This window comes from Longimicrobiales bacterium, from assembly GCA_035764935.1.
Lineage (GTDB): Bacteria > Gemmatimonadota > Gemmatimonadetes > Longimicrobiales > RSA9 > DASTYK01.
The window spans coordinates 50,862-73,516 of record DASTYK010000089.1; the positions used below are offsets into that span (position 1 = coordinate 50,862).

A 22,655-nucleotide genomic window follows, 5' to 3' on the forward strand; every position below is an offset into this window, starting at 1 on the left:
AGATGAGCGGACGAACCGCGTACGACGTCGCCGGCCACTACGACGCCGGCTACTACCAGGACCTCGCGGCACGCTACCGCACACGCAACCGGTTCGCACGACAGCGTATCGCCAACGTGCTGTCGCTGCTGCCGCCACTGGACGGCCGCGTGCTGGTCGACATCGGGTGCGGCATGGGCACCTTCACGGTGGAAGCGGCACGGCGCGGGGCGCGCGCGCTCGGCGTGGACTTCGCACCGGAAGCACTGCCGGCGGCCGCGGCCGTCGCGCGCGCGGAGGGTGCGGAGCAGGCGTGGTTCACGCGCGCCGACGCCGTGCGCATGCCGCTCCGCGACCAGAGCGCCGACGTGGTCGTTGCGGCCGACATCACCGAGCATCTCGATGATGCGACGCTGCGCGGCGTGCTCGGCGACGTGCGGCGCGTGCTGCGCAGTGGCGGCTCGCTCGTCGTATACACGCCGGAGAACAGTCACATCTTCGAACGACTGCGTGACGCCGGCGTGATGAAGCAGGATCCGTCGCACATCGGTGTGCGCAGCGCACAGCAGCTTGCGGACGAAGTGCGCGCGGCCGGGCTCGCCGTGGTCGACGTGCGCTGGCTCCCGTCGCACCTGCCGGTCCTCAACCTGCTCGAGCGCGGGCTCGCGCGCTGGGTGCCGCTGCTCCGTCGCCGGATCGGAATCGTGGCGCGCAAATCATGAGCGACGGGACGCGGGAAGTCGGCGCGGGGCGCGCACATCGGCCGCGTCTCCTGATGCGCTTTCTGCAGCTCGCCGTGCTCGTGCTGATCGCCTGGCTGGTTTGGCGCAGCCTGGCGCCGGAGCTCGCGCGGGTCACCCTGGAGGACTTCCTGCAGTGGCGCCCTGCGCTCACGCCGCTGCTGCTGTCGTTCCTGCTGCTGCTCGGGATGTACTCCGCACACGCGCTGCTCTGGAGACGCATCACCACCGACCTGCACGCACCGCGGGCTTCGCTGCGCACGATCTTTCGCGTCTACTTTCTCGCCAGCCTCGGGCGCTACGTGCCGGGGAAGGTCTGGCAGCTCGCCGGGCTGGCCGTGCTCGCGCAGCGTGCGGGGTTGCCCGCCGGTACGTCCATGGCGGCCGCCGTATTCGCACAGTTCGCCTTTCTGACTACCGGCCTGCTCCTGCTCGCCGTGCTGCTGCCCGGATACGCCGAGTTCTGGCCGGCCGTGATCGCCGCGGGCCTGATCGCCGCCGGCGCTCTCGGTGGGTACCTGGTGGTGGCCACCCCGCTCGGGCACCGCGCGCGTGAAGCCGTGCTGCGGCGCGCGGGGCCCGGACGCGCCAGGCTGGAGACAGCGTTCTCGATCGCCGATCGCGTGCGCGTGTCGGACGCGGTGCGCTGGGAGCTCCTGTACGCGCTGACGTGGCTCGTGCTGGGCGGCGCGTTTGGGCTGTTCGTCGGTGCGTTCGTACCGGCAGCATCATCCCCGGCCGATGCCCGCTTTCATGCGGGCGTCGTGGCGGCGAGCTACCTCGCCGGGTACGTCGTGATGATCATGCCCGCGGGCGCAGGGGTACGTGAGCTGACCATGTCCGCGCTGCTGGCACAGCACCCGGCGATTCCCGCGAGCGCGGCGGTGCTCATTTCCGTCGCGTCCCGGGTATGGTTCACCGCGGCAGAGCTGCTGCCGCTCGCACTGGTGCCGGTGCTGCCGGACGGAGACCAGCACCGGCAGATCGAATCCGACGCCGTGAGGACCCGTTGATGGAGACACAGCGCCAGCGTGGGCTGGTGATCATTCCTACATACAACGAGCGCGAGAACCTGCCGCGGATCGTCCCGCTGGTGCTCGAACAGGACGAACGCCTCGAGGTGCTCGTCATCGACGACGCCTCGCCTGACGGTACCGGCGCGATCGCGGACCAGCTCGCGGCGAGCTGCCCGCGCGTGCACGTCATGCACCGGGCAGGGAAGCTCGGACTGGGAACGGCCTACATCGCGGGGTTCCGCTGGGGGCTGGAGCGCGGCTACGACTGGCTGTTCGAGATGGACGCAGACTTCTCGCACGATCCGTCCCACCTGCCGCAGTTCCTCGCGCAGCTCGGGACCCACGACGTCGTCCTCGGTTCGCGCTACCTCGGCGGCCGCGTCACCGTGGTCAACTGGCCGATCGCGCGGCTGCTGCTTTCGTACTTCGCAAACGTATACGCGCGCAAGGTGACCGGACTGCCGGTGGCGGACGCGACCGGCGGCTTCAAGGCGTTCCGCAGGGACGTGCTCGAGGCAATCGACCTGGATCGCATCCAGTCCAACGGCTACTCGTTCCAGATCGAGGTCAGCATGCGCGCCTGGAGGAAGGGCTTCCGCATCTGCGAGATCCCGATCGTCTTCGTCGATCGCAGCCAGGGCGAGTCGAAGATGTCCAAGAAGATCATCCGCGAGGCCGTCTGGCGGGTGTGGCAGCTCCGCTGGCTGTCCCTTACGGGCCGGATGTAGATGGCGATCCGCGATCTCCTGTGGGCGTGTCCCGCGTGCGGCCAGCCGGAGAGCCTGGCGCGCGACGGGCGTGCCGAGAAATGCCGCGCATGCGGCGCGCGGCTCCGCAGGGGACGGCGTGCGACGATCGTGCTCGAGGTGGCTGGCAGGGCGCCGCAGGTCCGCGAGGCCCGGGAATGGGTCGATGCGCTCGGAGACCCCGATGACGGACAGCGTGAGGTCAGCGCCCGTGTCGTCCTGCGCGACGTCGCGCGCTCCTGGCCGCTGCGGGAAGGCGGGGAACTGCTCGGGTTCGTGGAGCGGTTCGGCCCCGACATGACGGGAACGCTGGTCATGAGCACGGATGCGATCCGCTTTCAGCCGGACGCCGGCCCCCTCCGTGCGTGGCCGATCCTCGACGTCACGGCCGTGCAGCCCGCCTCCAGCAAGCTCCAGCTCAAGGTGAAAGGGCACGACGTCGTCACGCTCCGCTTCATCGACAGCTCCGTCCGCCTGTGGGAGGCGCGCATCCAGCGCCGGCTGCGGGAAGCGTGGCGGGCAGCGGGTCGAGGGGAGATCATGGAATTTCAGCCGCGCGTGAGCGCCCGATGAGGCGCGGCTACGCGTTCTACCACCTCGCGGCGTTCCTCGCGCGCAACCTTTTCCGGCTGGCCGGTCGCCTCGAGGTCCACGGGCTCGGCAACATCCCGCAGACCGGACCCTTTCTGCTTCTCGCCAACCACGAGAGCATCCTCGATCCGATCCTGATCCAGGCGGTCTGCCCACGGCCGGTGCACACCATGGCCAAGAGTACCCAGTTCGCCACTCCATTGATGAGCTGGGTCATGCGACACGTGAAATCGTTCCCGGTTCGGCGCTACCAGGTCGACCCCCAGTCCGTCCGCATGGTCCTGCGGCGACTCGAGCAGGGCGAAGCGGTCGGAATCTATCCGGAGGGCGAGCGCAGCTGGGACGGTCGGCTCCAGGAACCGCGCCGGGGAACCATCCGGCTGGTCCTCCGGGCCGACGTCCCGATCATCCCGTGCACCATCGCCGGCAGCTACGACGTCTGGCCTCGCTGGGACCGGGGGATCCGCCGCGGCAACGTCCGTATCGATTTCGGGGAGGCCTTCCGCCTGCCGCCCGCCCGGGACAGAGCAGCGCGGGAAGCGGCTCTGCCCATGGCCACCAGCCGGATCATGGGCACCCTCCAGCGACAGCTCGAGGCTGCAGGCGGAGGGACGTCGAAGTCCGACGTCCACATTCCATCCACACCCGTTTCCACGCTCGAATCAACATGAGATGCAAAGTGCTAACGCATTGTGGTGGTCTCAGTTAGCCACTCATAGCTCGGGTTTTCCACCAGCACGCTCTCCCCAGTATCAACGCTTTCCACAAGCCCTCGTTCGTCGACGGCTCCACGCACGGGTGCGGCTCTTGCTCGCCGCGCGGCGCAGGGCAGGTCCACGACCGCGGAGACGGATGTGGCAGAGAGCGGGACGGTCCTGGAGCATCGCAGGCGAGCTGGCATCGTCGTGCTCGCCGCGGTCGCGTATGTGACGGCTCACCGGCATCGACGGCGTCGCGCACCTCGGGTGGGTTGCCGCCGGCGTTCCGCATCGCACCCCTCGGCCAGCTGGCGGTGTCGTTGCCTCGGCCGCGTGCCGGCCGCGCTGGATCGACCTGTGGCTGCCTGCGTTGTCTGTCGGCTCCGTGCCGACGCCGGCGGAGCAGGGACAGCGTCGCGTCGTACGAGAGCCTTGAGTTTTCCACGGTTTCCCACAACGCAAGTTTACATAATGCATATTATGCGAAGTTCTGGGCGGGCGGGATGACACCCTCGCTGCGCGTGCCTCGGCCACAGCTCGCCACCCTCGTCGACGCCGCTCCCGAGGGCGATGACTGGCTGCACGAGATCAAGTACGACGGCTACCGACTCCTCGCGGTGCTCGAAGGTGGAGACGTCCGCCTGATCACCCGGAACGGCAAGGACTGGACGACGCCGTATCGCGCTGTCGCGGACGAGCTGGCGGAGCTTCCCGCGGACACGGCCATCGTCGACGGCGAGGTCGTGGTGGTGCTGCCGGACGGCCGGACCAGCTTCCAGGCGCTGCAGAACGTGCAGTCCGGCGGATCCGGCGTCCTGCGCTTCATGGCCTTCGACCTCCTCCATCTGGACGGTGTGGACGTCTCGCAGGAGCCGCTGGACGACCGCAAGGCGCTGCTGGATACGGTGCTGGGAGGTCTGCCCGGCGATGTCGTGCACTACAGCGATCACGTCGAGGGCCAGGGTCCGGCCTTCCATCGCCAGGCCTGTCGGCTGCACCTCGAGGGGATCATTTCCAAGCGCCGGAGCGCGCCGTATTCGCCCGGGAGAGGACGTGAATGGGTGAAGGTCAAGTGCTTGCGGGAACAGGAGTTCGTCGTTGTCGGCTATACGGCTCCGCAGGGCTCCCGGACGGGGTTCGGGGCGCTCTGGCTTGCGGCGCACGACGAGGATGGAAGGCTCGTCCAGGTCGGCAAGGTGGGCACGGGGTTCGACGAGGCGGCTCTGCGCGCGCTGCATCGCACGCTCCGAGCGATCCAGGTGTCTGCCCCACCGGTTGTGAATCCGCCCCGAGGTGCCTCGGCGCGCGGCGTGCAATGGGTGAGACCGGAGCTTGTCGCGCAGGTAGCCTACACGGAGATGACGGCGGATCGCAGCCTGCGGCACCCCACGTTCCGCGGCCTGCGCGATGACAAGGCGGCCGGGGACGTCGGCTTCGAGTTCCCCGCCCCGCTTCGCCCGCCTTCGTCCTCTGGAGGTGACATGGCTTCGGGAAAGGCGCGTGCGCGCCGGAGTGCTTCGGCAGGAACGTCGTCTGGCCGTTCGCAGTCCAAGCGGTCGCCGCGAGACCGCGTGGAGATCGCCGGCATTTCGCTGAGCAACCCTGACAAGGTGCTGTACGCGGACTCCGGGGTCACCAAGCTGGACCTGGCGAACTACTACGAGTCAGTTGCCGAGTGGATCCTTCCGCACATCGAAGATCGTCCGCTGACGCTGGTCCGGTGCCCTTCGGGTCGCGGCGACTGTTTTTACCAGAAGCACATCGGGGACAGTGCCCACCCGGCGATCCTGCGTGTCGCGATTCCGGGCGACCCGGAGCCGTACGGCGCCGTTCGCAACGTGACGGGTCTGATCGCCCTGGCTCAGCTCGGCGTTCTGGAGCTGCATACCTGGGGAGCCAGGCGAGATCGCGTGGAACAGCCGGATCGGATCGTCCTGGACCTGGACCCGGACCCTGCCGTCCCGTGGGATCGAGTGGTGGAAGCCGCACGGCAGGTACGCGAGGCGTTTTCGCTTCTCGATTTCGAGAGCTTCGTCAAGACGACGGGCGGCAAGGGGCTGCACGTGGTGGTCCCGTTCCGGCGCGGGCCGGGCTGGGACGAGGTGAAGGCGTTTTCGCGCGCGGTCGCGGAAGCCGTATCCGGCGCCAGTCCTGGCGAGTATACGCTCAATATCTCCAAGGCGAAGCGGCGGGACCGGATCCTGATCGACTACCTGCGCAACGGTCGTGGCGCGACTGCGATCGAGGCGTACTCGACGCGGGCGCGTTCCGGTGCGCCCGTGGCCGTCCCCCTGTCGTGGGACGAACTGGGGCCGGACGTCCGCGAGGATCACTTCACCATCCGCAACGTGGCGAAGCGTCTCGGGTCATTGAAGCAGGATCCGTGGAAAGACTACGCCGCCGTGAAGCAGTCGATCACGGCGGCGGTGCGCAGGAAGGTCAAGTCGTTGTAGCGGCCGTCAGGTCGACGTCGTATCCCCTGCGGCGGCGGTGTCGGCAGCGGCCGGTACTGCGGCGCCGGTGGCGGTGCCTGTTGTATCTGCTGCGAGCGGTGCCGGCGGTGCCGCGTTGGACGGAGCCCCCCCGGTCTGCAGCTCCGCGATGCGCATCTCGTAGAAGCCGCGCTCGGCGGCGTTCTCGTCGATGAGGTCGAGGATCCGCTCGAAGGAGGCGATGGCCGAGGCCGCGTCGCCGGTGGCGGCCTGGACGCGTGCGGCCTCCTCGTAACCGGCGATCTGCTGGAACAGGAACCGACTGTCGCGACCGATGCGTGTGTAGGTCTGGATCGCCTGCTCGGCCTGGCCGGCGGCTTCGTAGGCCGCACCGATCAGCATGGCCGCGTTGAAGCCGAGCGGTGCGTCGACATCGCGACTCAGCGGCGCGAGCACCTCTGACGCCTGCTGCGGCTGGTTCGCCTGCAGGTAGAGCTCGCCGAGCAGCAGGCGCGCCTCGTCTGCCGACTCGGTCCCGCCGTACCGCGACACGAGTGCTTCCCCGTCACGCAGTGCGAGCGGAACGTTGCCGGACGCGACGGTCGTACGCAGGTCGTTCAGCGCGTTGGCCGCGCCGGTTTCCCTGGCGCTGCTGTAGTTGCGGTAGACCAGAAAGCCGACGAGGAGTGCGACGACGACAGCACCCGCGATGACGAGGGTGCGCGCGTTCTCGCGCGCCCATGCGCCACCCTCGAGGACGCCGTGAACGAACTTGTCGTCGTCGGCCGCCGGTGCGTTGTGCGGCCTGCGTCGGGCTGAATGCCTGCTCATGCGTATCGGGATCGAAGGTGCGACTTCGCCGCGAACGGCACCGCCCGCGGCCGACGGCGCGCGGGCGGATCCTACAGGGCCGCGACAATAGCGGAGAAACGTAGGGGCACCGCGGAATCGCGTCAACCCGATACCGCGGCAGATCCAGCGCGGTGTGAATGGCGCGCACACCAGGAAAACGCGCGCAGGCACGTGCCAGCGGCTGGCGTATGGCTTGCATTGGCCGGCAGCCAATGCAGATCGAGCCGGCTGCTGTTCCGATGCTGACCTTCTTCAGGTCCTGGCGGCGCGCGCGGAGTGCGTGCGGCGCCCTCGTGCTTCTGGGGATCACCGGTGTGACCGGCGGATGCGCCGCCCGCGGTGGGCCAGCTGAGCTGTACCCGGAGCTGGTCGAGTACGAGAACCGGCGGATCAGCGACGTCGACTTCCTCAACAGCGAGCCCTTCCGCGAGGACTCGCTGCTTTCGATCACGGTCACCCGTGAGTCGCGCTGCAGCCTGCTTGGCCTTCCGATCTGCGTTCCGTTCACGAGCATCGGTCGCGAGACGCACCGGCTGAGCGTCGGCACGGTCGCGTCGGACGTGCGGCGGCTCGAGCTCTTCTACCGCGGGCAGGGGTTCTTCGGTACGGCGGTCGCGCCGGACGTGGAAGACGATGGAGAGGACGTGCGCGTCATCTTCACGATCGATCGCGGCGATGCCGTGCTGCTCGACACGATCGGCGTCGCCGGGACGGAGCCTGCATTCACGCCGGACTCGATCCTGCCCTTTCTTCCGCTCGCACCCGGAGACACGTTCCGGCTGCCCGAGTTCGCCGCCGCTGCGGACTCGGTGCTTTTTGCGATGCAGTCGCACGGCCATGCGTGGGCGCAGGTGCTGCGGAACTACGGCGTGGACACGGTTTCAAACCGGGCGAGTGCGTTCATCGAAGCGGTACCGGGACCGCGCGCGGTCGTGGACTCGATCATCGTGCGGGGCGCGGAGAACCTGGGCTCGGCGGCCGCGCGCCGGCAGCTCACGCTGCGCGAAGGCGAGGTGCTGCGCCGCAGGACGCTGGTGGAGTCGCAGCGCAACCTGTACAGCCTGGAGCTGGTGCAGTTCGCGAGCGTCTCGATTGCGCCCGACTCCCTGCAGCTCACACCCGCGGACAGCACGACAGCCACCATCATCGTCGGCGTGGCCGAGGCCCCGGTTCACCAGGTCGATGCGTCGGTCGGGTACGGGACGGTGGAGTGCGGTCGCGCGGAAGTGCGCTGGGTCAACCGCAGCTTCCTCGGTGGAGCCCGGCGCCTGGCGCTGAGCGGCTCCGTCAGCAAGCTGGGCGTTGGCGTGGACCGGGTGAGCGAATCGGTGTGCGGTGCCTTCGAGCGGGGCGACACGTCGATCGCCCGGGGTCTCGATTACCGTTTCACCGCGACGCTCACGCAGCCCTACTTCCTGAGTCCCAATAACCGCATCACGACGACGCTGTACGCGGACCGGATCTCCGAGCCGATGGTGTACCAGCGCGAGGCGGAGGGTGGCCAGTTCGTCTTCACACGGCGGCTCGGCGACCGCACGTTCTTCAGTCCCGATCTCGAGATCGTGCGTACGCGCACCCTCGCGTCGCCAGCGCTCTACTGCGTCGCGTTCCAGGTATGCCTGCCTGCGACGATCGATTCGCTCGCGCAGTCACAGTGGCGGAACTCGCTCGGCACGACCTTCACGCACGACCGCACGGACAACGCGCTCAATCCGACACGCGGGTTCCGGCTGAACGCGACGACGACGTGGGCGTCACAGGCACTCGGGTCGGACCTCGAATACCTCCGGTTCACCGCCGACGGCACGGTGGTGCGCACGCTGCGGCCGGGCTGGGTCGGCGCCGTGATCCTGAGACTCGGCAGCTTCTTCTCCACGGCGTCGCTCGACCCGACGCGCAGCTTCCTGCCGCCGGAGGAGCGCTTCTATGCGGGCGGCCAGAACACGGTGCGCGGCTATTCCCGCAACGCGCTGGGCCCGGGGGTGTACGTCACGTCGGAGACGGATTCGCTCGGCAATCCGCTTGTCGGTGCGGCGGAGTTCGTGCCCGTCGGCGGTACCGCGCTGACAGTCGCGTCCGCTGAGGTGCGCTTCCCTTCACCCTTCCTGCCCCAGTTTCTGCGACTCGCCGCGTTCGTCGATGCGGGCAACGTCGGCTACGGCAACTTCTGGGACCTCGCGCGGCAGGGATGGCGCGTCACGCCCGGCGTCGGACTGCGCCTGAGCACGCCCGTCGGCCCGGTGCGCCTCGATCTCGGCTTCAATCCGCACGGGCCGCAGACGGAGCCGCTCTATTACGCGGACGCGGAAACGGGCACGCTGGTCCAGATCCGGAGTGCGTTCACGCCCGACCCGCCTTCTTTCCTCGATCGGCTGCGGCTGCACATTGCCGTGGGCCAGCCGTTCTGACGATGAGCAACGGCGAGGTACGCCGCTCCGACGTAGTCGCCGCGCTGCTCGCCGGCCTTGCGATCGGCTTCGTACTGATCGGGCTCTGGCTGACCGCGCGGCCGGGGCCGGACACCGCGACGCTCGCCGATCCGGATTCGACTGCCCGGAGCGAGCGCAGGATCGAGGCGACCACGGATACGGTCGCAGCCGACGAGGCGCGCGGCGGATACGGCATGATCGCGCGTACCGATCGGCGGGTCGCCGAGCGCCTCGCCGCCGATCCCGTCCGCACGGCCCCGCTCCAGGGGGCGCTCCGGATCCGCGCGCGTGACGTCCGCTGGCTGGAGTCGGGCGGTCGCCAGTGGGCGACAGCGCCCGCACTCTCGGGGGTGCTCGACGCGAACGCCTTCCGCGGCGGGGATGTCGTCCTGCGCAACGTCGTGCTCGAGCGTGCCGACATCCTGTTGACGCAGACCGCCGAAGGCGCGCCATGGAACTACGAGCGCGTCCTCGAGGAGATGCTGGGTTCCGACGGCAGGCAGAGCGGCCCGTCGCGGCGCTTCGAGATCCACGGGCTGCGCGTGGTCGACGCGCGCATAGACGTCCGCCTGCCCGATCGTCGCATGCTCTTCCAGGACCTCAGCGCCACGGCATCCAGGGTGCGCCTGGCCGGGCCCGGCCTGAATGATCCTGACCTGCAGATCGCGCAGCTCGCAACCACACTCGTGCTGCCCGCGCAGGACGGCGACACGCGCCTCGCGATCACCGGCGCAGACGCGGAGCTGCGCATCGTCGACAATGGCGTTGCCTTCGACATCGCGCGCGCGGGCATCGATGATACGCAGCTCGCCGAGCTGAGCGGCGTCTGGGCGAATGACCTGCCCGGCTACGGGGTGCGCGCAACCGGCCGGGCACTGGACGTACGCTTTGCGGACATCCGCTTTCTCGCGCCCGAGCGCATCCCCGAGAACGGCACAGCCTCCTTCCGTTTTGCAGTCGATCCCGTCGACGACGTGCGCACCGCGATCGAGCTGTCGGAGATCGATGCCTCGTCGGGCGATTCGCGGGTGAGCGGTGCGATCGACGCCATGCTGCGCAGCGACGGCTTCGCAGTGCAGAGCGCCGATCTGCGTGTCGATCCGCTGTCCCTTGCGCTGCTGGAGCAGCTGCTGGGTCGCGAGCTGCCGTACGGCGGCACGCTGGCCGGCACGATCCGTGGCAGCGGCGGAGACATCCGCTTCGATCTCGACGCGCGCCTGACGAGCGATGCGACGACGACACCTCTCGTCACCAACCTTGCCGGCAACGTCTTCTTCGGTGACGACGGCTTCGCGTTGCGTGGCCTGGTGGCGACGCTGGACGATGCACCGCTCGCGGCGCTGCGCGCCGTGGTGCCCGGGCTGCCCTTCGGCGGCACGGTCAGCGGCCGCGTGGCTCTCGAGGGCATGCCCGGGGATGCGCCGCTGAACCTGGACGTGCGGCTGACGCTGGCGGAGGGGGTATTCAACGTCCAGGGCGTCGTCGACCTCACGTCGTCGGTGCCCAGCTACGATCTCGAGGGCACGATCCTCGGCGTGAACCTGCAGACGGTGTTCACGACGTTCGCGCCCCCTGCCCTGCTCACGGGCCGCTTCACGCTCGATGGTCGCGGCTTCGACCCGGCCACGGCAAATGCACGCGTGTCGCTCGGTGGTCGCTTCACGGGCTGGGAGACGGGAGCAAACGACGTCGTGCGCGCGAGCGCCGTGGTCGCGGGCGGTGCGGTGCGCATCGATACACTCACGATGCGCCTGGCGACGCTCACGCTCGCCGGCGCCGGACGATGGCAGTTCGTTTCGCCGCAGCAGGGCGCGATCACCTACGATTTTGCGATCAGCTCACTGCGCCCGTGGGCGCCGTACCTGCCGATGGCGGACTCCATGGCATCGGGGTCGCTGGCGTCGCGCGGCACCGTGAACGGTCCGCTGGATGCGATCCGCATTGCAGGCACGCTGAACGGCTCTGAGCTGGAGCTCGGCACGGGCTGGTCGGCGCGCAGCCTGGAGGCCGAGTACGACGCCACCATCGGTCCCGCGGTTCCGCGCGTGCAGGTGCTGGCGACTGCACGGGAGCTGGGTACACCGACGGCCGGCATGTTCTACCTGATCACGGCGGACGTGGACCTGGCGTCGCCCGACTTTGCGCTGGAGCTGAGTGGTTTGCGCCAGGAAGACCAGGCGGAAGCGGTCGAGCTCATCGCAACGGGAAGCGTCCCGTACGAAGGGCTGCGCTCCATCGTCGTGGAGCGCGCACACCTCGACGTGGCGGACGGGCTCTGGCGTCTTGCGCAGCCCGCGACCATCGCGTGGGGTGGCGGTGACGGCGTGCACGTATCCGGCCTCGAGTTCCGCAACGAGGAGGGCGGTGGTCTCGTTGCCGTGAATGGACGCGTGCTTCCACTCGAGCGCGCAGACGTGACGCTCGACGTGGAGAATCTTCCGGCGGCGGAGGTGCAGCAGCTCCTCGGACGCGACCCGATCCTCACGGGCGATCTCTGGGCGAGTGGCACGATCCGCGACCTGGGCACGGCGCCGGACGTCGATCTCACGTTCCGGCTCGACAGCGGCGCAGTCATGGACGTCGCGCTCTCGCGCTTCGCCGGCGACGTCGAGTACCGCAACGGGGCGCTGGTGACCACTGCGGAGGCGGTGTTCGATACGGCCGGTGTGATCGACATGGAGCTCGCGCTTCCGCTGCGCCTGGACGTTGCCGACTCGGTGGCTGTCGGCATGGGCGAGAGCGGCGCCGTGCGCGGTCGCATCGTCGCAGACCGGGTGCTGCTCACGCCATTCGAGCCGCTCTTCCGTGGCGTATACGACCTGCAGGGCTACGTCTCCGGCGCGGTCGTGATCGGTGGCACCGTCGACGATCCGCAGCTCGAGGGCAGCGCGCAGATCGTGCAGGGTGCCGCCACCTTCACCCCGGTCAACAAGCGCTACACGGAGATCCAGGGACAGCTCACGCTTGCAGACGACCGCATCGTGATCGATTCGCTCAGCGCACTCTCCGACGGTACGGCGCTGGTTACCGGAGTCATCACGCTCGAGCAGCTCGACGAGCCCGTGTTCGACCTCGCGGCGAACCTGAACGACTTCGAGGTCATGGGCGTCGATAACGAGACGGATGCGGAAATGCGTGGCACGCTCGAGCTGACCGGTCCCATCGATGGGCTGCTGCTCACGGGCACCGTCGGCGTAACGGACGGCGCCGTGCTGATCCCGCAGTTTACGCAGTCGACGCTGGACGAGGAGCTGTTCCTTTCCCCGGGCGAGACCTTCGACGATCCGCTGGCGCCGGCTTCGAGCTCACTGCTGGCGAACCTCACCATCAGCAACCTGCGCGTGGAGATCTATCCCGATACGTGGGTCGTGGTGCAGAACCAGGCACGGGCGCAGCTGGGAGGTACGCTCCTGGTCAACAAACAGGGCGACGTGTGGCGCGTCCTCGGCGAGCTGGAAGGCGAGCGTGGCACCTACACGCTCGCTGCCGGGCCCGTGCTGCGGCAGTTCGAAATCAGCTATGCGCGTCTGCTCTTCCGCGGCGATGAGGAGCTGAATCCCGCGATCGAGATCACTGCGACGCGCACGATCATCGACCAGAGCGGTCGACCGGTCGAGATCGACGTCAACATTGGCGGAACGATGCGGCAGCCTTCGCTCGGGCTGGCCAGCGGCAACGCGGCCAATGTCCCCGAGTCGGAGCTGCTCAGCTTCCTGTTCTTTGGACAGCCCAGCTACGCGCTCGGCGGAGGGGGAATCGCCAGTGGTGCACTGCTCGGTGGTGTCGCGGAGTTCCTGAGCCTCGGCATCGGTGAATCCTTCGCGGAGGCCGGGCTGCCGTTCGACCTGTTCCAGCTCAGGCTGGCGGGGATCGGCGGCGCGGGTGATCCCACGGCCAGCCTCGTGATCGGCCGCGAGATCGTCGACGATGTGTTCCTGACCGTGGAGTCGTACCTGAACGCGCTGTTCGGCGGGAGCTCGACCGGCTACGACGCCTGGGCGATCAGGCTCGAGTGGGCGTTCGACCGCCGCTCGAGCCTGAGCACTGGTGTCGAGCCGGTGAACAGCGCGCTACTGCTGCGGGGCGCGGGACTCGACCCGGCTATCTCTCCAAGACAACAATTCTTTGTCTCGCTCCGTCGCCGCTGGCTGTACTGATCGGCTGCGTCGACAGGGCGCGCATGGCCGCGTCGAGGATGGCACTGCGAACACGCACGATGCTCTCGTCTGCCACGCAGCGACCCGGCGTGATCGGGTTGTGCTCGCGCAGTTCCCGCTCGACGGCGCGCGGCGTGCCCGGCCAGATCAGGATGGCGTCCGCATCGCGTGCGGCTGCACGGGCGCCATCGACGCCGTGCTCCACGCGGACGTTTGCAGCGACGTCCTGCCCCACGACTTCGCCGTGCTCGATCGCGCGGCGCAGCCGCTCGGCGGCATCCGCGGTCGGCGCGACGATGAGCAGGCGGCCGGACGTCGAATGCTGCCGTAGCTCCTCGACCACCTCGCGGGCGCAGGAGACTTCCACGACCTGCCGGCTGCCGGCGATCCTGCGCACCGTGCTGCCGTGGTATGGGGTAGTCACGAGGAAGGGTGCGGTCGCGACGAGCGGCTCCGTCGGATCAATGCCCTCGAGCTGCACGGGGACCGCGTTGACGCCGAGGCGCTCCGCGATCTCGAGCGCGATCGCTTCCGCCTGCGCGGCGTCATGCTCGAGCACCGGAATGCGTTGCTTCTCGATGAGCGCGACGGCCTGGATCAGCTTCAGCATCGTCGACGTGTCGAGTCCGATGGCGCGCGCGCCCTCGTAGGCGTTCTCGAGCCAGCGGCGATGCAGACGCTCGAGCGGGCCGCCGGTCCGCTCCGGCTCCGAACCGCGGAGGTAGACGCCCGAGCGCGGCCGCACGCGTACCAGACCTTCCATCTGCAGGCGACGATAGGCAGCGGCGGCCGTCTTGCGGTCTACATTTTCAGCGTCCGCGACGTCGCGGATGCTCGGCAGCCGTTCACCGGGTGCCCAGCGTCCGAGATAGAGGCCGGAAACAATCCGATCGCGGAGCTGATCCACGATCATCGAACCGGCGGCCTGCTGACGAGCCATACATTGCCTCCGTGATACGTGAAGCGTAATCAGTGACACGGGTTGCAAGATCGGCACCAGACGGCGAGGTGGGGCATGGCGACAGGAGTTCTGGCGTTGTTGCTGCTGGTCAGCCAGCAGGCACAGCCCGCCCCGGAGGCGATCCGGGAGGATGCCCGACGCGTGGAGGCCGCCTACGAGCGGGCAGCGCGTCGCTTCGCGCCGGTCGTCGGACAGCGCACGGCCGACAGCCGCTGTGACGAGATCGTCGGCCGCTTCTGCATCAATTTCGATGTCGAGCCCGGCAAGCCGCCGGATGAGCCCGCCCGCATCACCGACGCGCGTCGCGAGGCGATCGACAGCCTGCGCCGGCAGTTCTCCGTGGTGCCCGGGGACCCCGCCATAGCGGGGCCGCTGGTCCGCCTGCTGATCGAAGACGCCCGGCCTTCCGAGGCAGTCGCTGCTGCACTGACGTTCGACGTCGAGACCACCGACTCCGTGTACGGCCCGCTCCTGGCCGGCTTTGCCCTGCACAACGCCGGGGAGGACAGCGTGGCGGACGCGTATTTCGCGCGTGCCATCGAGCACATGGACGCGACGCAGCGGCAGCGCGTGCGCTCCCTCGACTGGCTGCTCCGTGACGACGAGCGCGACCGCTATCACGAGCTCTCCCCCGCCGCGCGCGCGTCGTACGAGCAGACGGTGTGGACGCTTTCGGATCCGCTGTACCTCACGGCCGCCAACGAGCTGTGGCTGGAACATGTCGCCCGCCACACCTACAGCCGGCTCATGGAGCGCGTGCGGGTCGTGCGTGACATGGTGAGCTGGAGACGCGATCTCGAGCAGCTCACGATCCGCTACGGCATGCCGTACCGGCGTGGCCGCTATCACGGCGTCCGCTTCGATCAGTCCGGGATCGTCGAGTATTTCCATCCGGAGCAGCTCACCTACATGGTGAGCGATTTTCTGACCAGGGGGATGCCGCCGCAGCCGCCGCCGGGTGAGACGTGGCCGCTCGATCCGGACCGTCCGCGGTCCGCGTTCGCGCCGCCCGCCGTGCGCAGCATGGACGCGCTGCCGCACCAGGTCTCCCGCATCCCGATGGCAGATGGCTGGGTGGTGCGCGTGGACGGCGCGTTCGGACTGGACACGCTCGCTCGCGTGGCCCCGCCGCCCCTACCCGGCGACACCGCGCAGCCGCCACCACCGGATCCGTCCACGGTCGACGGTGGGCTGTGGCTGCTCGACATGAATCGCAATGCGCAGCAAGCGGGGAGTGCACGTGCGGTGAGCCCGCTGAACGGCGACACCGCACACGTTACCCTCGCCGTCGCCGCCGTGCCGGGCGAGTACGTGTACTCGTTCGAAGGCCTCGAACCTGAGACGCGCACTGCTCGCAGGGCTCGGTACGCACTGAGCATCGAGGAGCCGGAGTCGGGACTGCGCGTGAGCGACGTGATCATCACCCGTCCCTTCGACGGCGATCTCCCCGAAAACCAGGACAGCCTCGCCGATCTGCCGCTCGCCGATCTCTCGCTGGAACGCGACACCCAGGTCGGCATTTTCGCGCAGGCGGCCGATCCCGGCCCGGGCAGCTACGAGGTCGAGATCGCCATACGCCCCGCCGACCGTGGATCCCTCCCCGGCCGCTTTTTGCGGTGGCTGGGACGCTCGCTCGGCCTGAGTGACGAGCCGGTGCCGCCGCGCGTCTCGTGGCGCGTCGTGCACGACGAGGGGCCGCTCGTGCTCGCCACCGACCTCACGCTGACCGGCACGCGCACCGGGCTGCAGATCATCGAGGTGGCGATCGAGGGGGAGCGCGGCCGCGGCGTCGGCAGACGGCTGGTCAGGATCGAATAACGGGCGAGTCGGAGCAGTGGCTGCGTGTCGGGGCAAGCTTCGGCGGGCCATCCGCGGGTGCAGCTTTCCGGGTTGCCTCGGCCTGGCCCGGCGTGGACCTGCGACCCGAGCTGACGCTCAGCTGCCCGGCGTGAAAAGCGGCACGGTCAGGCCGATCATCAGCCGCACGCCGCTCGTGTAGCCGACCTCATCCACGCGCGATTCCGCCTCGGGATCGGGCACCGCACGCGGCACGGCCGATTCCGAGATCGGGGTGCGCGCGATGTGGCTGCTCAGCTCGAAGTTGAGCAGCAGCCGGTGCCGCTCGAGCGGGATCACCGCACCCACGCCCAGCACGCCAGCCAGGCGCCGTTGCCGGTCGCCGTTGAACGCCATCTCTGCCGGCTCCGGCACGACCTCTTCTTCGCCGGTTCTCAGTCGATACTCGATTGCGCCGAGCCCGGCCACCGCGTACGGCTCCACGCGGCCGAGTGAAAGCGGGAGCCGGAACAGCAGGTCGACGTCGTACATCCAGACGTCGAGGCGCGACAGCGTCGGTGCAGTGTCCTCGTTGCTCTCGCCCAGCGCGGTGTACGTCTCCGTGCTGCGCAGCTCGAAGCGCGTCGGGGTCCATGCCCCCTGCACCCGCACCGCAACGCGCCGCCCGAGCCAGGCAGAAACCGCAGCCGAGCCGAGCACGCTCGTACTTGCCGAAAGGCGCTGCTCGAAGGGCTGGTCAGGACCAAGCCATTCTGCTTCCCTGCGGAAATCACTGAACGCGATGCCGCCGCCGAACACGCTCAGCGCGACAACGCCTCGATGGAAGAGATAGTCGGCGGAAACCGCCTGGGCCTGCCCGCTCTGCGGCAGCGCCCCGAAACAGCAGCAGAGCAGGATCGCGATACGGCAGCGCACTGGTTCTCCTCGCCGGTGACAGGACGGCGTGGGGCAAGCGGCGGGCCAGTCCCGGCGCGCGCCGCCGAGGGTCTTCAGGGCAGGCCGCGCGGGCGTTCCCTTCCCTGCGCTCCCGCGGTCAGCGGCCGGGCGGCGTGGGCTGTCCCTTTCCTGCGCTCCCGGCCGTCAGCGGCCGGCCGCCGCGGCTTTTCCCTTCGCTGCGTTTGCGGGTGCTGCGCGGAACGGCGGCACGTTCGCCTGCTTGAACCACAGGGCGAGTGCGATGATGACCAGCAGGATGCTGACACCCTGGGACGTGGAAAGGCCGAACAGGAAGCGGTCGTCCTTGGCACGCACGAATTCGATGAGGAAACGCTCGATCGCGTACAGCCCGAGGAACAGCGAGAACAGGCGTCCCGGCGGCATCGCCTTCCTGCCCAGGTGCCACAGCAGTGCGAACAGAGGCAGGACGAGCGCGATCTCGTAGAGCTGGGTGGGATGCACGGCAAGCACGGCTTCGTTCGGGAGGCCGGGGGGCACGTCCACACCAATTGCACGGAAGTGCCCGGCCGTGCTGGGCGGCGCGCCATTCGGGAACGCCACGCCGTACCAGCCGTCGGTGGGATTGCCGTAGTCGTCACCGACCAGGAAACAGCCCATCCGACCGATCGCGATCGACAGGAAGAGCGCCGGTGCTGTCGCGTCGAACATCGGCGCGACCGGCAATCCGCGGCGCCTGACCTGCCAGTAGTACGCGAGGACGCCACCGATCAGGCCGCCGTACCAGACGAGGCCACCCCGGCTGAAGATCTCGCCCACGGGGTTCGCCGCGACGTCGTCCAGGTGCAGCAGCAGGTAGTAGATCTTGGCGCCGAGGATGCCGCCGATCGCGATGCCCGCGAGCATGTCCCAGATCAGCTCACGCTCCAGGCCATAGCGTTCGAGCTGCCGCCCCGTCGCCCACGCACCGGCTATGAACGAGAGGAACATCATGACGCCGAAGGACGTCACGACGAAGTCGCCGATGCGAAACAGCTCTGGGAACATGCACTCGATCCGGGTCCGGGACGCGCGCCCTCGTGGCGCAGGCGGCCTAACATAGCGGCGCCCGCAGGTCGCCTCAACGTGGCAGCGCCCTTGCGCCGTCCCGAGCGCCGGTTACCATAGCCCCGCGCCGTCGCAGGCGGCGCGTGCACGCAACGGAGGCGCATGAGCACGCTCCGCATCGGGCTCGCCCAGATCAACCCGACCGTCGGCGACTTCGACGGCAATCTTTCCATCATCGAGGGCTGCCTCGAGCAGGCGCGGGAGCACGCGGTCGATCTCGTCGCGTTTCCCGAGCTCGCCCTTTGTGGCTATCCGCCCGAGGACCTGTTGCTCAAGCCGTCGTTCGCGGCCGCGAACCGCCGCTCGCTCGAGCGGCTGGCGGCCGGCAGCGGTGGCATGACCGTCGTCACAGGCTTCGTCGACCGGCAGACGGACCTCTTCAATGCCGCCGCCGTGCTCCACGACGGCCAGCACATCGCGACGTACCACAAGCAGCGGCTTCCCAACTACGGCGTCTTCGACGAGCTGCGCTACTTCAAGCCTGGCACCGGGGAGGTCCTCGTGCGGGTGCGGGGCGCGTGGGTTGGAGTCACCGTCTGCGAGGACATCTGGCTCCCGGGCGGACCGGTCGGCCGCCTCGCGCGGGCCGGCGCAGACGTGATCGTCAACATCAATGCGTCGCCGTTTCATCGCGGCAAAGCCGCCGCGCGCCACCGGATGCTCGGCACCCGCGCCTTCGATCACGCCTGTTTCCTTGCCTACGTCAACATGGTCGGCGGGCAGGACGAGCTCGTGTTCGACGGCGACTCCAGCATCTACGACCCCGAGGGCGACCTGCTCGCCGAGGCGACTCCCTTCACCGAGGAGCTGCTCGTCGCAGACCTCGAGCTGGAGCAGGTCTTTCGCGCACGACTGCACGACCCGCGGCGCCGTCACACGATGCGGCAGGAGCCGGACAGCGTGGTCCGCCATTCACCCGCGCAGCCACCCGCGCCTGACACGCGCCCGGAAGCACCGCCCACGGCGATCGTCGTGCACGACGAGCTGGCCGAGGTCTACCAGGCACTCGTCGTCGGAACGCGCGACTACCTCCGGAAGAATGGATTCCAGCACGTCCTGCTCGGCCTTTCCGGCGGACTCGACTCGGCACTCGTCGCCACCATCGCGGTGGACGCACTCGGCGCGGACTGCGTCACCGGCGTGCTGCTGCCTTCCCCGTACTCGAGCGAACACTCGCGCAGCGATGCTCTCGCACTGAGCGGCAACCTGGGCATCGACACACTCACGATCCCGATCGAGGGGCCCTTTGCCGCTTTGAAAGAGGCCCTCGCACCCGCGTTCCAGGGTCGAGAGCCCGACGTGACCGAAGAGAACCTGCAGGCCCGCGTCCGCGGTGTCCTGCTCATGGCGCTCTCGAACAAGTTCGGCTGGCTGCTTCTCACCACGGGCAACAAGAGCGAGCTCGCAACCGGCTATGCAACGCTGTACGGTGACATGGCAGGCGGTTTCGCGGTGCTCAAGGACGTCCCCAAGACCCTCGTGCAGGCGCTCGCACGCTGGCGCAACGAGCGTGACGGAGACGACGCCGACGGGCCGATCCCGCGCAACACGATCGAGAAGCCGCCCTCCGCAGAGCTCCGCCCCGACCAGTACGACACGGATTCACTCCCGCCGTACGCGGTGCTCGACCCCATCCTGGAACGCTACGTCGAGCAGGACTGGTCCATCCCCGAGATCATTGCCGAGGGCCACGACCCCGACGTCGTCCGGCGCGTTGCACGGCTCGTCGACACCAGCGAGTACAAGCGACGCCAGGCACCGCCCGGCGTGAAAATCACCGAGCGCGCCTTCGGCAAGGATCGCCGCGTGCCGATTACGTCGCGGTTCCGCAGCGAATAGCCGTTTCCTCCACCGTTCTCGGTGGCCTCTGTGCGCTCCGTGGTAGAAAAGAAAGGCGGCGGCCGGAGATGGCCGCCGCCCAGGCGAGGCTAGTTCTGGAACTCGACCTGTGGTGCCTGTCGCGCCGACTCGGGGGCTTCGAACGGCTCCTTGCGATCGGCGCCGATCACTTTCGCCGTGATCACCTGCGGGAACTGCCGTACGTACGTGTTGTAGGTCGCGACTGCCTCGTTGTAGTCGCGTCGAGAGACGGCGAGGCGGTTCTCCGTCTCGGTCAGCTCGTCCTGCAGCGCGCGGAAATTCTGGTTCGCGTTGAGCTGCGGGTATGCTTCGACCGCGACGTTGATGAACAGGCGGAGCTGCTCGCTGACCGCGTCGGCGGCCGCGCTCAGCTCGTCCGCTTCTGCGTCTCCCTGCACCGCCTGCTGCAGCTGTTCGCGCGCGCCGTTGAGACCGCTGCGGGCCTGCGCGACCTGCGTGAACGTCTCCTGCTCGAACTCTGCCGCCTCCTCGACGGTGCGCACGAGGTTCGGGATCAGGTCGTTGCGCCGCATCAGCTCCGTCTCGATGTTGGCGCGGTTCTGCTCCGTCAGCTCATCGAGCTGCTGGATCCGGTTGTAGCCGCATCCGCTGAGGGTGAACAGCAGAGGCAGCAGGACCAGGGTACGCTTCATCCGCGTCACTCCTTGAAGGCGTCCACGTACGCCGCGGTCCGCTCCGCGGCGTGATGATACGACTCGACCAGCTCGTCGGTCAGGCGCAGGCGCAGTGTGCTCCTGCCGACGCGTGCGCGATGGGCGGCAAGCAGCGCGTCCGGTCGGGCGCCCACGAGGCGTGTGCCTGCCGCGATGACGTCCTCCATGTGCCCGGGCACCGTCTCGCCGGCCAACCGGAGCGCAGCGCGCAGGTACGTAGCAAGCGACGGCAGCGTTGCCATCAGCAGCCCACCGATCAGCTCGGGCTCACCCGCCGCCGCGAGCAGGCCGCTGCGCAACTGCATGACCTTACCTCGGAGCTCGTGCTCCGCCTGTGTTCGCAGTGCACCCCGATCGACGGCGTGCTGCGTAACCGGGTCCTCGCCTGCCAGCACCTCGTGCGCGTCGTGCATGTCGGCGATCTCGATCGCGAAGACGTCCGCCGCCCGCTGCCATTCGTGCGCTTCCAGGAGCAGCGGAACCGCGCCCGTTTCGCGCCAGCGTTTCGCGTGGAAAACGGCCCGCTCCAGCAGCGCCGCATTGAGGTCGTCGAGCAGCACGAGCAGGTTGATGTTGCTCACGCCATCGATGTGCTCGCCCCGCGCGACGGAGCCGAAGAGAAGGACGCTCTTCAGGTTCGAGCCGAAGTCCCGCTCCAGCTCGCGCGCGATCGCGAGTGCTTGCTCATTCACCATTCCCGATCTCCTCACCAGCTGCGGCCGGCGCCGCCGCCGCCGAAGCCGCCACCGCCGCCGAATCCGCCAAAGCCGCCACCGAACCCACCGCCACCGAAGCCGCCACCGAACCCACCGCGACCAAACCCGCCGCCTCTGCGGCCCGAGCCCAGGATGAGGGGCAGCAGCCACCAGGCGCTGCCGCCGCCGCCACGACCACCGCGCCCGCCACGACCACCGCGCCCCATGCTGCTCATGATCAGAAACACGAGTACGACGAGGAAGAAAACCAGGCCGCCGCCGCCGTCGTCGCCCCGCTGCGTCTGCGTCTGCGGGAGCTGAGGGAGGTCACCGGTCAGCTCGAACTCGAAACGCTCGGCATACATCTGGGCGAGTGCAATGACGCCCATCAGGATGCCCGTGCCGTAGTCCTGCCGCTGGAACTCGGGCACCATGAAGCGATCGGCAACGCGACCCGCCTCCGCAGCGGTGATGAACGTCGTCGTTCCCGTGCCGGTTTCGATCTTCAGATGACCGCGTCCGTCGTCCGATGTTTCCTTCGGGATCACGAGCACGACGATGCCGGTGTTGCGGGTGGGGTCGCCGGGGTCGCCTTTCTGGCCCACGCCCCATTGCCGCCCGATCTCGAGTGCAAGCTCGTCCCGGGTGCGTCCCTGGAGTGTCGGCATGGTGACGACCGCGATCTCACCGCCCGACTTCGCGCGCACCTCCTCGACGATGCGCGTGATCTGCGTTTCCTGCTCGGCAGGAATCACGTTCGCGAAGTCGTTGACCATGCCGACGGGCGCGGGGATCTGCACCCGTTGTGCGTGCAGCAGCACCGGCGCGGGCAGCAGCAGGGCCGCGATGGCGGCAGCGCACAGAATGGATCGGAACCGTCTCATCGAATTCGGATTCGCATGGGGGACGCAGGCGGTGCAAGCGTCGGGCCGGGGGCACGTGCAGATGTGGCAGGCTGCAGCCACGAAATGCGCTGACGGGCCGCCGCATTGGCGGCGACCCGCTGCAGATGGGTGAGGGCAAATGG

Annotated in this window: 17 protein-coding genes; 10 read left to right on the forward strand and 7 right to left on the reverse strand. The window is 68.7% G+C overall.

What is annotated here, in order from left to right; translation table 11 throughout:
• Nucleotides 1-2: 2 nt before the first annotated feature.
• The 6 genes from VFU06_07165 to ligD all read left to right on the forward strand — a co-directional run bounded on the left by VFU06_07165 (nt 3) and on the right by ligD (nt 6,223).
• Nucleotides 3-701 (forward strand): class I SAM-dependent methyltransferase, encoded by a 699-nt coding sequence (locus VFU06_07165; protein ID HEU5209174.1) that lies wholly within the window; start codon nt 3-5, stop codon nt 699-701.
• Nucleotides 698-1,732: a lysylphosphatidylglycerol synthase domain-containing protein gene (locus tag VFU06_07170; protein ID HEU5209175.1), complete on the forward strand. Its 1,035-nt coding sequence runs from the start codon at nt 698-700 to the stop codon at nt 1,730-1,732. Before VFU06_07165 ends, VFU06_07170 begins: the two co-directional genes overlap by 4 nt.
• Nucleotides 1,732-2,463, forward strand: a complete 732-nt coding sequence (locus VFU06_07175) for a polyprenol monophosphomannose synthase (protein HEU5209176.1) — start codon at nt 1,732-1,734, stop codon at nt 2,461-2,463. The genes VFU06_07170 and VFU06_07175 overlap by 1 nt, the downstream gene beginning before the upstream one ends.
• Nucleotides 2,464-3,054 (forward strand): hypothetical protein, encoded by a 591-nt coding sequence (locus VFU06_07180; GenBank protein HEU5209177.1) that lies wholly within the window; start codon nt 2,464-2,466, stop codon nt 3,052-3,054.
• Nucleotides 3,051-3,743, forward strand: coding sequence for a lysophospholipid acyltransferase family protein (locus VFU06_07185; protein HEU5209178.1), 693 nt, complete (start codon nt 3,051-3,053; stop codon nt 3,741-3,743). Before VFU06_07180 ends, VFU06_07185 begins: the two co-directional genes overlap by 4 nt.
• A 530-nt stretch (nt 3,744-4,273) precedes the next feature.
• Nucleotides 4,274-6,223, forward strand: coding sequence for a DNA ligase D (ligD, locus tag VFU06_07190; protein HEU5209179.1), 1,950 nt, complete (start codon nt 4,274-4,276; stop codon nt 6,221-6,223).
• 6 nt (nt 6,224-6,229) lie between these two features.
• Here the strand turns inward: ligD and VFU06_07195 are convergent, their stop codons facing one another.
• Nucleotides 6,230-7,033, reverse strand: a complete 804-nt coding sequence (locus VFU06_07195; protein ID HEU5209180.1) for a tetratricopeptide repeat protein — start codon at nt 7,031-7,033, stop codon at nt 6,230-6,232.
• A 233-nt stretch (nt 7,034-7,266) separates the two neighbouring features.
• On the opposite strand from VFU06_07195, the gene VFU06_07200 reads away from it, so the two are divergent.
• Both VFU06_07200 and VFU06_07205 read left to right on the forward strand, forming a co-directional pair.
• Complete coding sequence (locus VFU06_07200; protein HEU5209181.1) at nt 7,267-9,462, forward strand: BamA/TamA family outer membrane protein; 2,196 nt, start codon at nt 7,267-7,269, stop codon at nt 9,460-9,462.
• Nucleotides 9,463-9,464: 2 nt separating this feature from the next.
• Nucleotides 9,465-13,640, forward strand: a complete 4,176-nt coding sequence (locus VFU06_07205; protein ID HEU5209182.1) for a translocation/assembly module TamB domain-containing protein — start codon at nt 9,465-9,467, stop codon at nt 13,638-13,640.
• On the opposite strand, the gene VFU06_07210 is transcribed toward VFU06_07205, so the two are convergent.
• Nucleotides 13,585-14,580, reverse strand: a complete 996-nt coding sequence (locus VFU06_07210) for a GntR family transcriptional regulator (GenBank protein HEU5209183.1) — start codon at nt 14,578-14,580, stop codon at nt 13,585-13,587. The genes VFU06_07205 and VFU06_07210 overlap by 56 nt on opposite strands.
• A 75-nt stretch (nt 14,581-14,655) precedes the next feature.
• Between VFU06_07210 and VFU06_07215 the strand changes: the two genes are divergently transcribed.
• Entirely contained in the window at nt 14,656-16,419 is a 1,764-nt protein-coding gene (locus VFU06_07215) for a hypothetical protein (GenBank protein HEU5209184.1), read from the forward strand.
• 117 nt (nt 16,420-16,536) lie between these two features.
• Here VFU06_07215 and VFU06_07220 read toward each other — a convergent pair whose 3' ends face one another.
• Both VFU06_07220 and VFU06_07225 read right to left on the reverse strand, forming a co-directional pair.
• A complete protein-coding gene (locus tag VFU06_07220; protein ID HEU5209185.1) occupies nt 16,537-17,313 on the reverse strand; it encodes a hypothetical protein in 777 nt (258 codons plus the stop codon).
• 165 nt (nt 17,314-17,478) lie between these two features.
• Nucleotides 17,479-18,339: a prolipoprotein diacylglyceryl transferase gene (locus VFU06_07225; protein HEU5209186.1), complete on the reverse strand. Its 861-nt coding sequence runs from the start codon at nt 18,337-18,339 to the stop codon at nt 17,479-17,481.
• Between the two features lie 162 nt (nt 18,340-18,501).
• Here VFU06_07225 and VFU06_07230 point away from each other — a divergent pair, with 162 nt between their 5' ends.
• Nucleotides 18,502-20,238: an NAD+ synthase gene (locus tag VFU06_07230; GenBank protein ID HEU5209187.1), complete on the forward strand. Its 1,737-nt coding sequence runs from the start codon at nt 18,502-18,504 to the stop codon at nt 20,236-20,238.
• Between the two features lie 89 nt (nt 20,239-20,327).
• Here the strand turns inward: VFU06_07230 and VFU06_07235 are convergent, their stop codons facing one another.
• The 3 genes from VFU06_07235 to VFU06_07245 are packed head-to-tail and all read right to left on the reverse strand — an operon-like array spanning nt 20,328 to nt 22,512.
• Entirely contained in the window at nt 20,328-20,912 is a 585-nt protein-coding gene (locus tag VFU06_07235; GenBank protein HEU5209188.1) for a LemA family protein, read from the reverse strand.
• Nucleotides 20,913-20,917: 5 nt separating this feature from the next.
• A complete protein-coding gene (locus VFU06_07240; protein ID HEU5209189.1) occupies nt 20,918-21,628 on the reverse strand; it encodes a hypothetical protein in 711 nt (236 codons plus the stop codon).
• Between the two features lie 11 nt (nt 21,629-21,639).
• Entirely contained in the window at nt 21,640-22,512 is an 873-nt protein-coding gene (locus VFU06_07245; protein HEU5209190.1) for a TPM domain-containing protein, read from the reverse strand.
• Nucleotides 22,513-22,655 lie beyond the last annotated feature (143 nt).

Bases quoted from the DNA above. Each gene is read 5' to 3' on its own strand.
- VFU06_07165 (HEU5209174.1), top strand. From the start codon at position 3: ATGAGCGGACGAACCGCGTACGACGTCGCCGGCCACTACGACGCCGGC.
- VFU06_07170 (HEU5209175.1), top strand. From the start codon at position 698: ATGAGCGACGGGACGCGGGAAGTCGGCGCGGGGCGCGCACATCGGCCG.
- VFU06_07175 (HEU5209176.1), top strand. From the start codon at position 1,732: ATGGAGACACAGCGCCAGCGTGGGCTGGTGATCATTCCTACATACAAC.
- VFU06_07180 (HEU5209177.1), top strand. From the start codon at position 2,464: ATGGCGATCCGCGATCTCCTGTGGGCGTGTCCCGCGTGCGGCCAGCCG.
- VFU06_07185 (HEU5209178.1), top strand. From the start codon at position 3,051: ATGAGGCGCGGCTACGCGTTCTACCACCTCGCGGCGTTCCTCGCGCGC.
- ligD (HEU5209179.1), top strand. From the start codon at position 4,274: ATGACACCCTCGCTGCGCGTGCCTCGGCCACAGCTCGCCACCCTCGTC.
- VFU06_07195 (HEU5209180.1), bottom strand. From the start codon at position 7,033: ATGAGCAGGCATTCAGCCCGACGCAGGCCGCACAACGCACCGGCGGCC.
- VFU06_07200 (HEU5209181.1), top strand. From the start codon at position 7,267: ATGCAGATCGAGCCGGCTGCTGTTCCGATGCTGACCTTCTTCAGGTCC.
- VFU06_07205 (HEU5209182.1), top strand. From the start codon at position 9,465: ATGAGCAACGGCGAGGTACGCCGCTCCGACGTAGTCGCCGCGCTGCTC.
- VFU06_07210 (HEU5209183.1), bottom strand. From the start codon at position 14,580: ATGGCTCGTCAGCAGGCCGCCGGTTCGATGATCGTGGATCAGCTCCGC.
- VFU06_07215 (HEU5209184.1), top strand. From the start codon at position 14,656: ATGGCGACAGGAGTTCTGGCGTTGTTGCTGCTGGTCAGCCAGCAGGCA.
- VFU06_07225 (HEU5209186.1), bottom strand. From the start codon at position 18,339: ATGTTCCCAGAGCTGTTTCGCATCGGCGACTTCGTCGTGACGTCCTTC.
- VFU06_07230 (HEU5209187.1), top strand. From the start codon at position 18,502: ATGAGCACGCTCCGCATCGGGCTCGCCCAGATCAACCCGACCGTCGGC.
- VFU06_07235 (HEU5209188.1), bottom strand. From the start codon at position 20,912: ATGAAGCGTACCCTGGTCCTGCTGCCTCTGCTGTTCACCCTCAGCGGA.
- VFU06_07240 (HEU5209189.1), bottom strand. From the start codon at position 21,628: ATGGTGAATGAGCAAGCACTCGCGATCGCGCGCGAGCTGGAGCGGGAC.
- VFU06_07245 (HEU5209190.1), bottom strand. From the start codon at position 22,512: ATGAGACGGTTCCGATCCATTCTGTGCGCTGCCGCCATCGCGGCCCTG.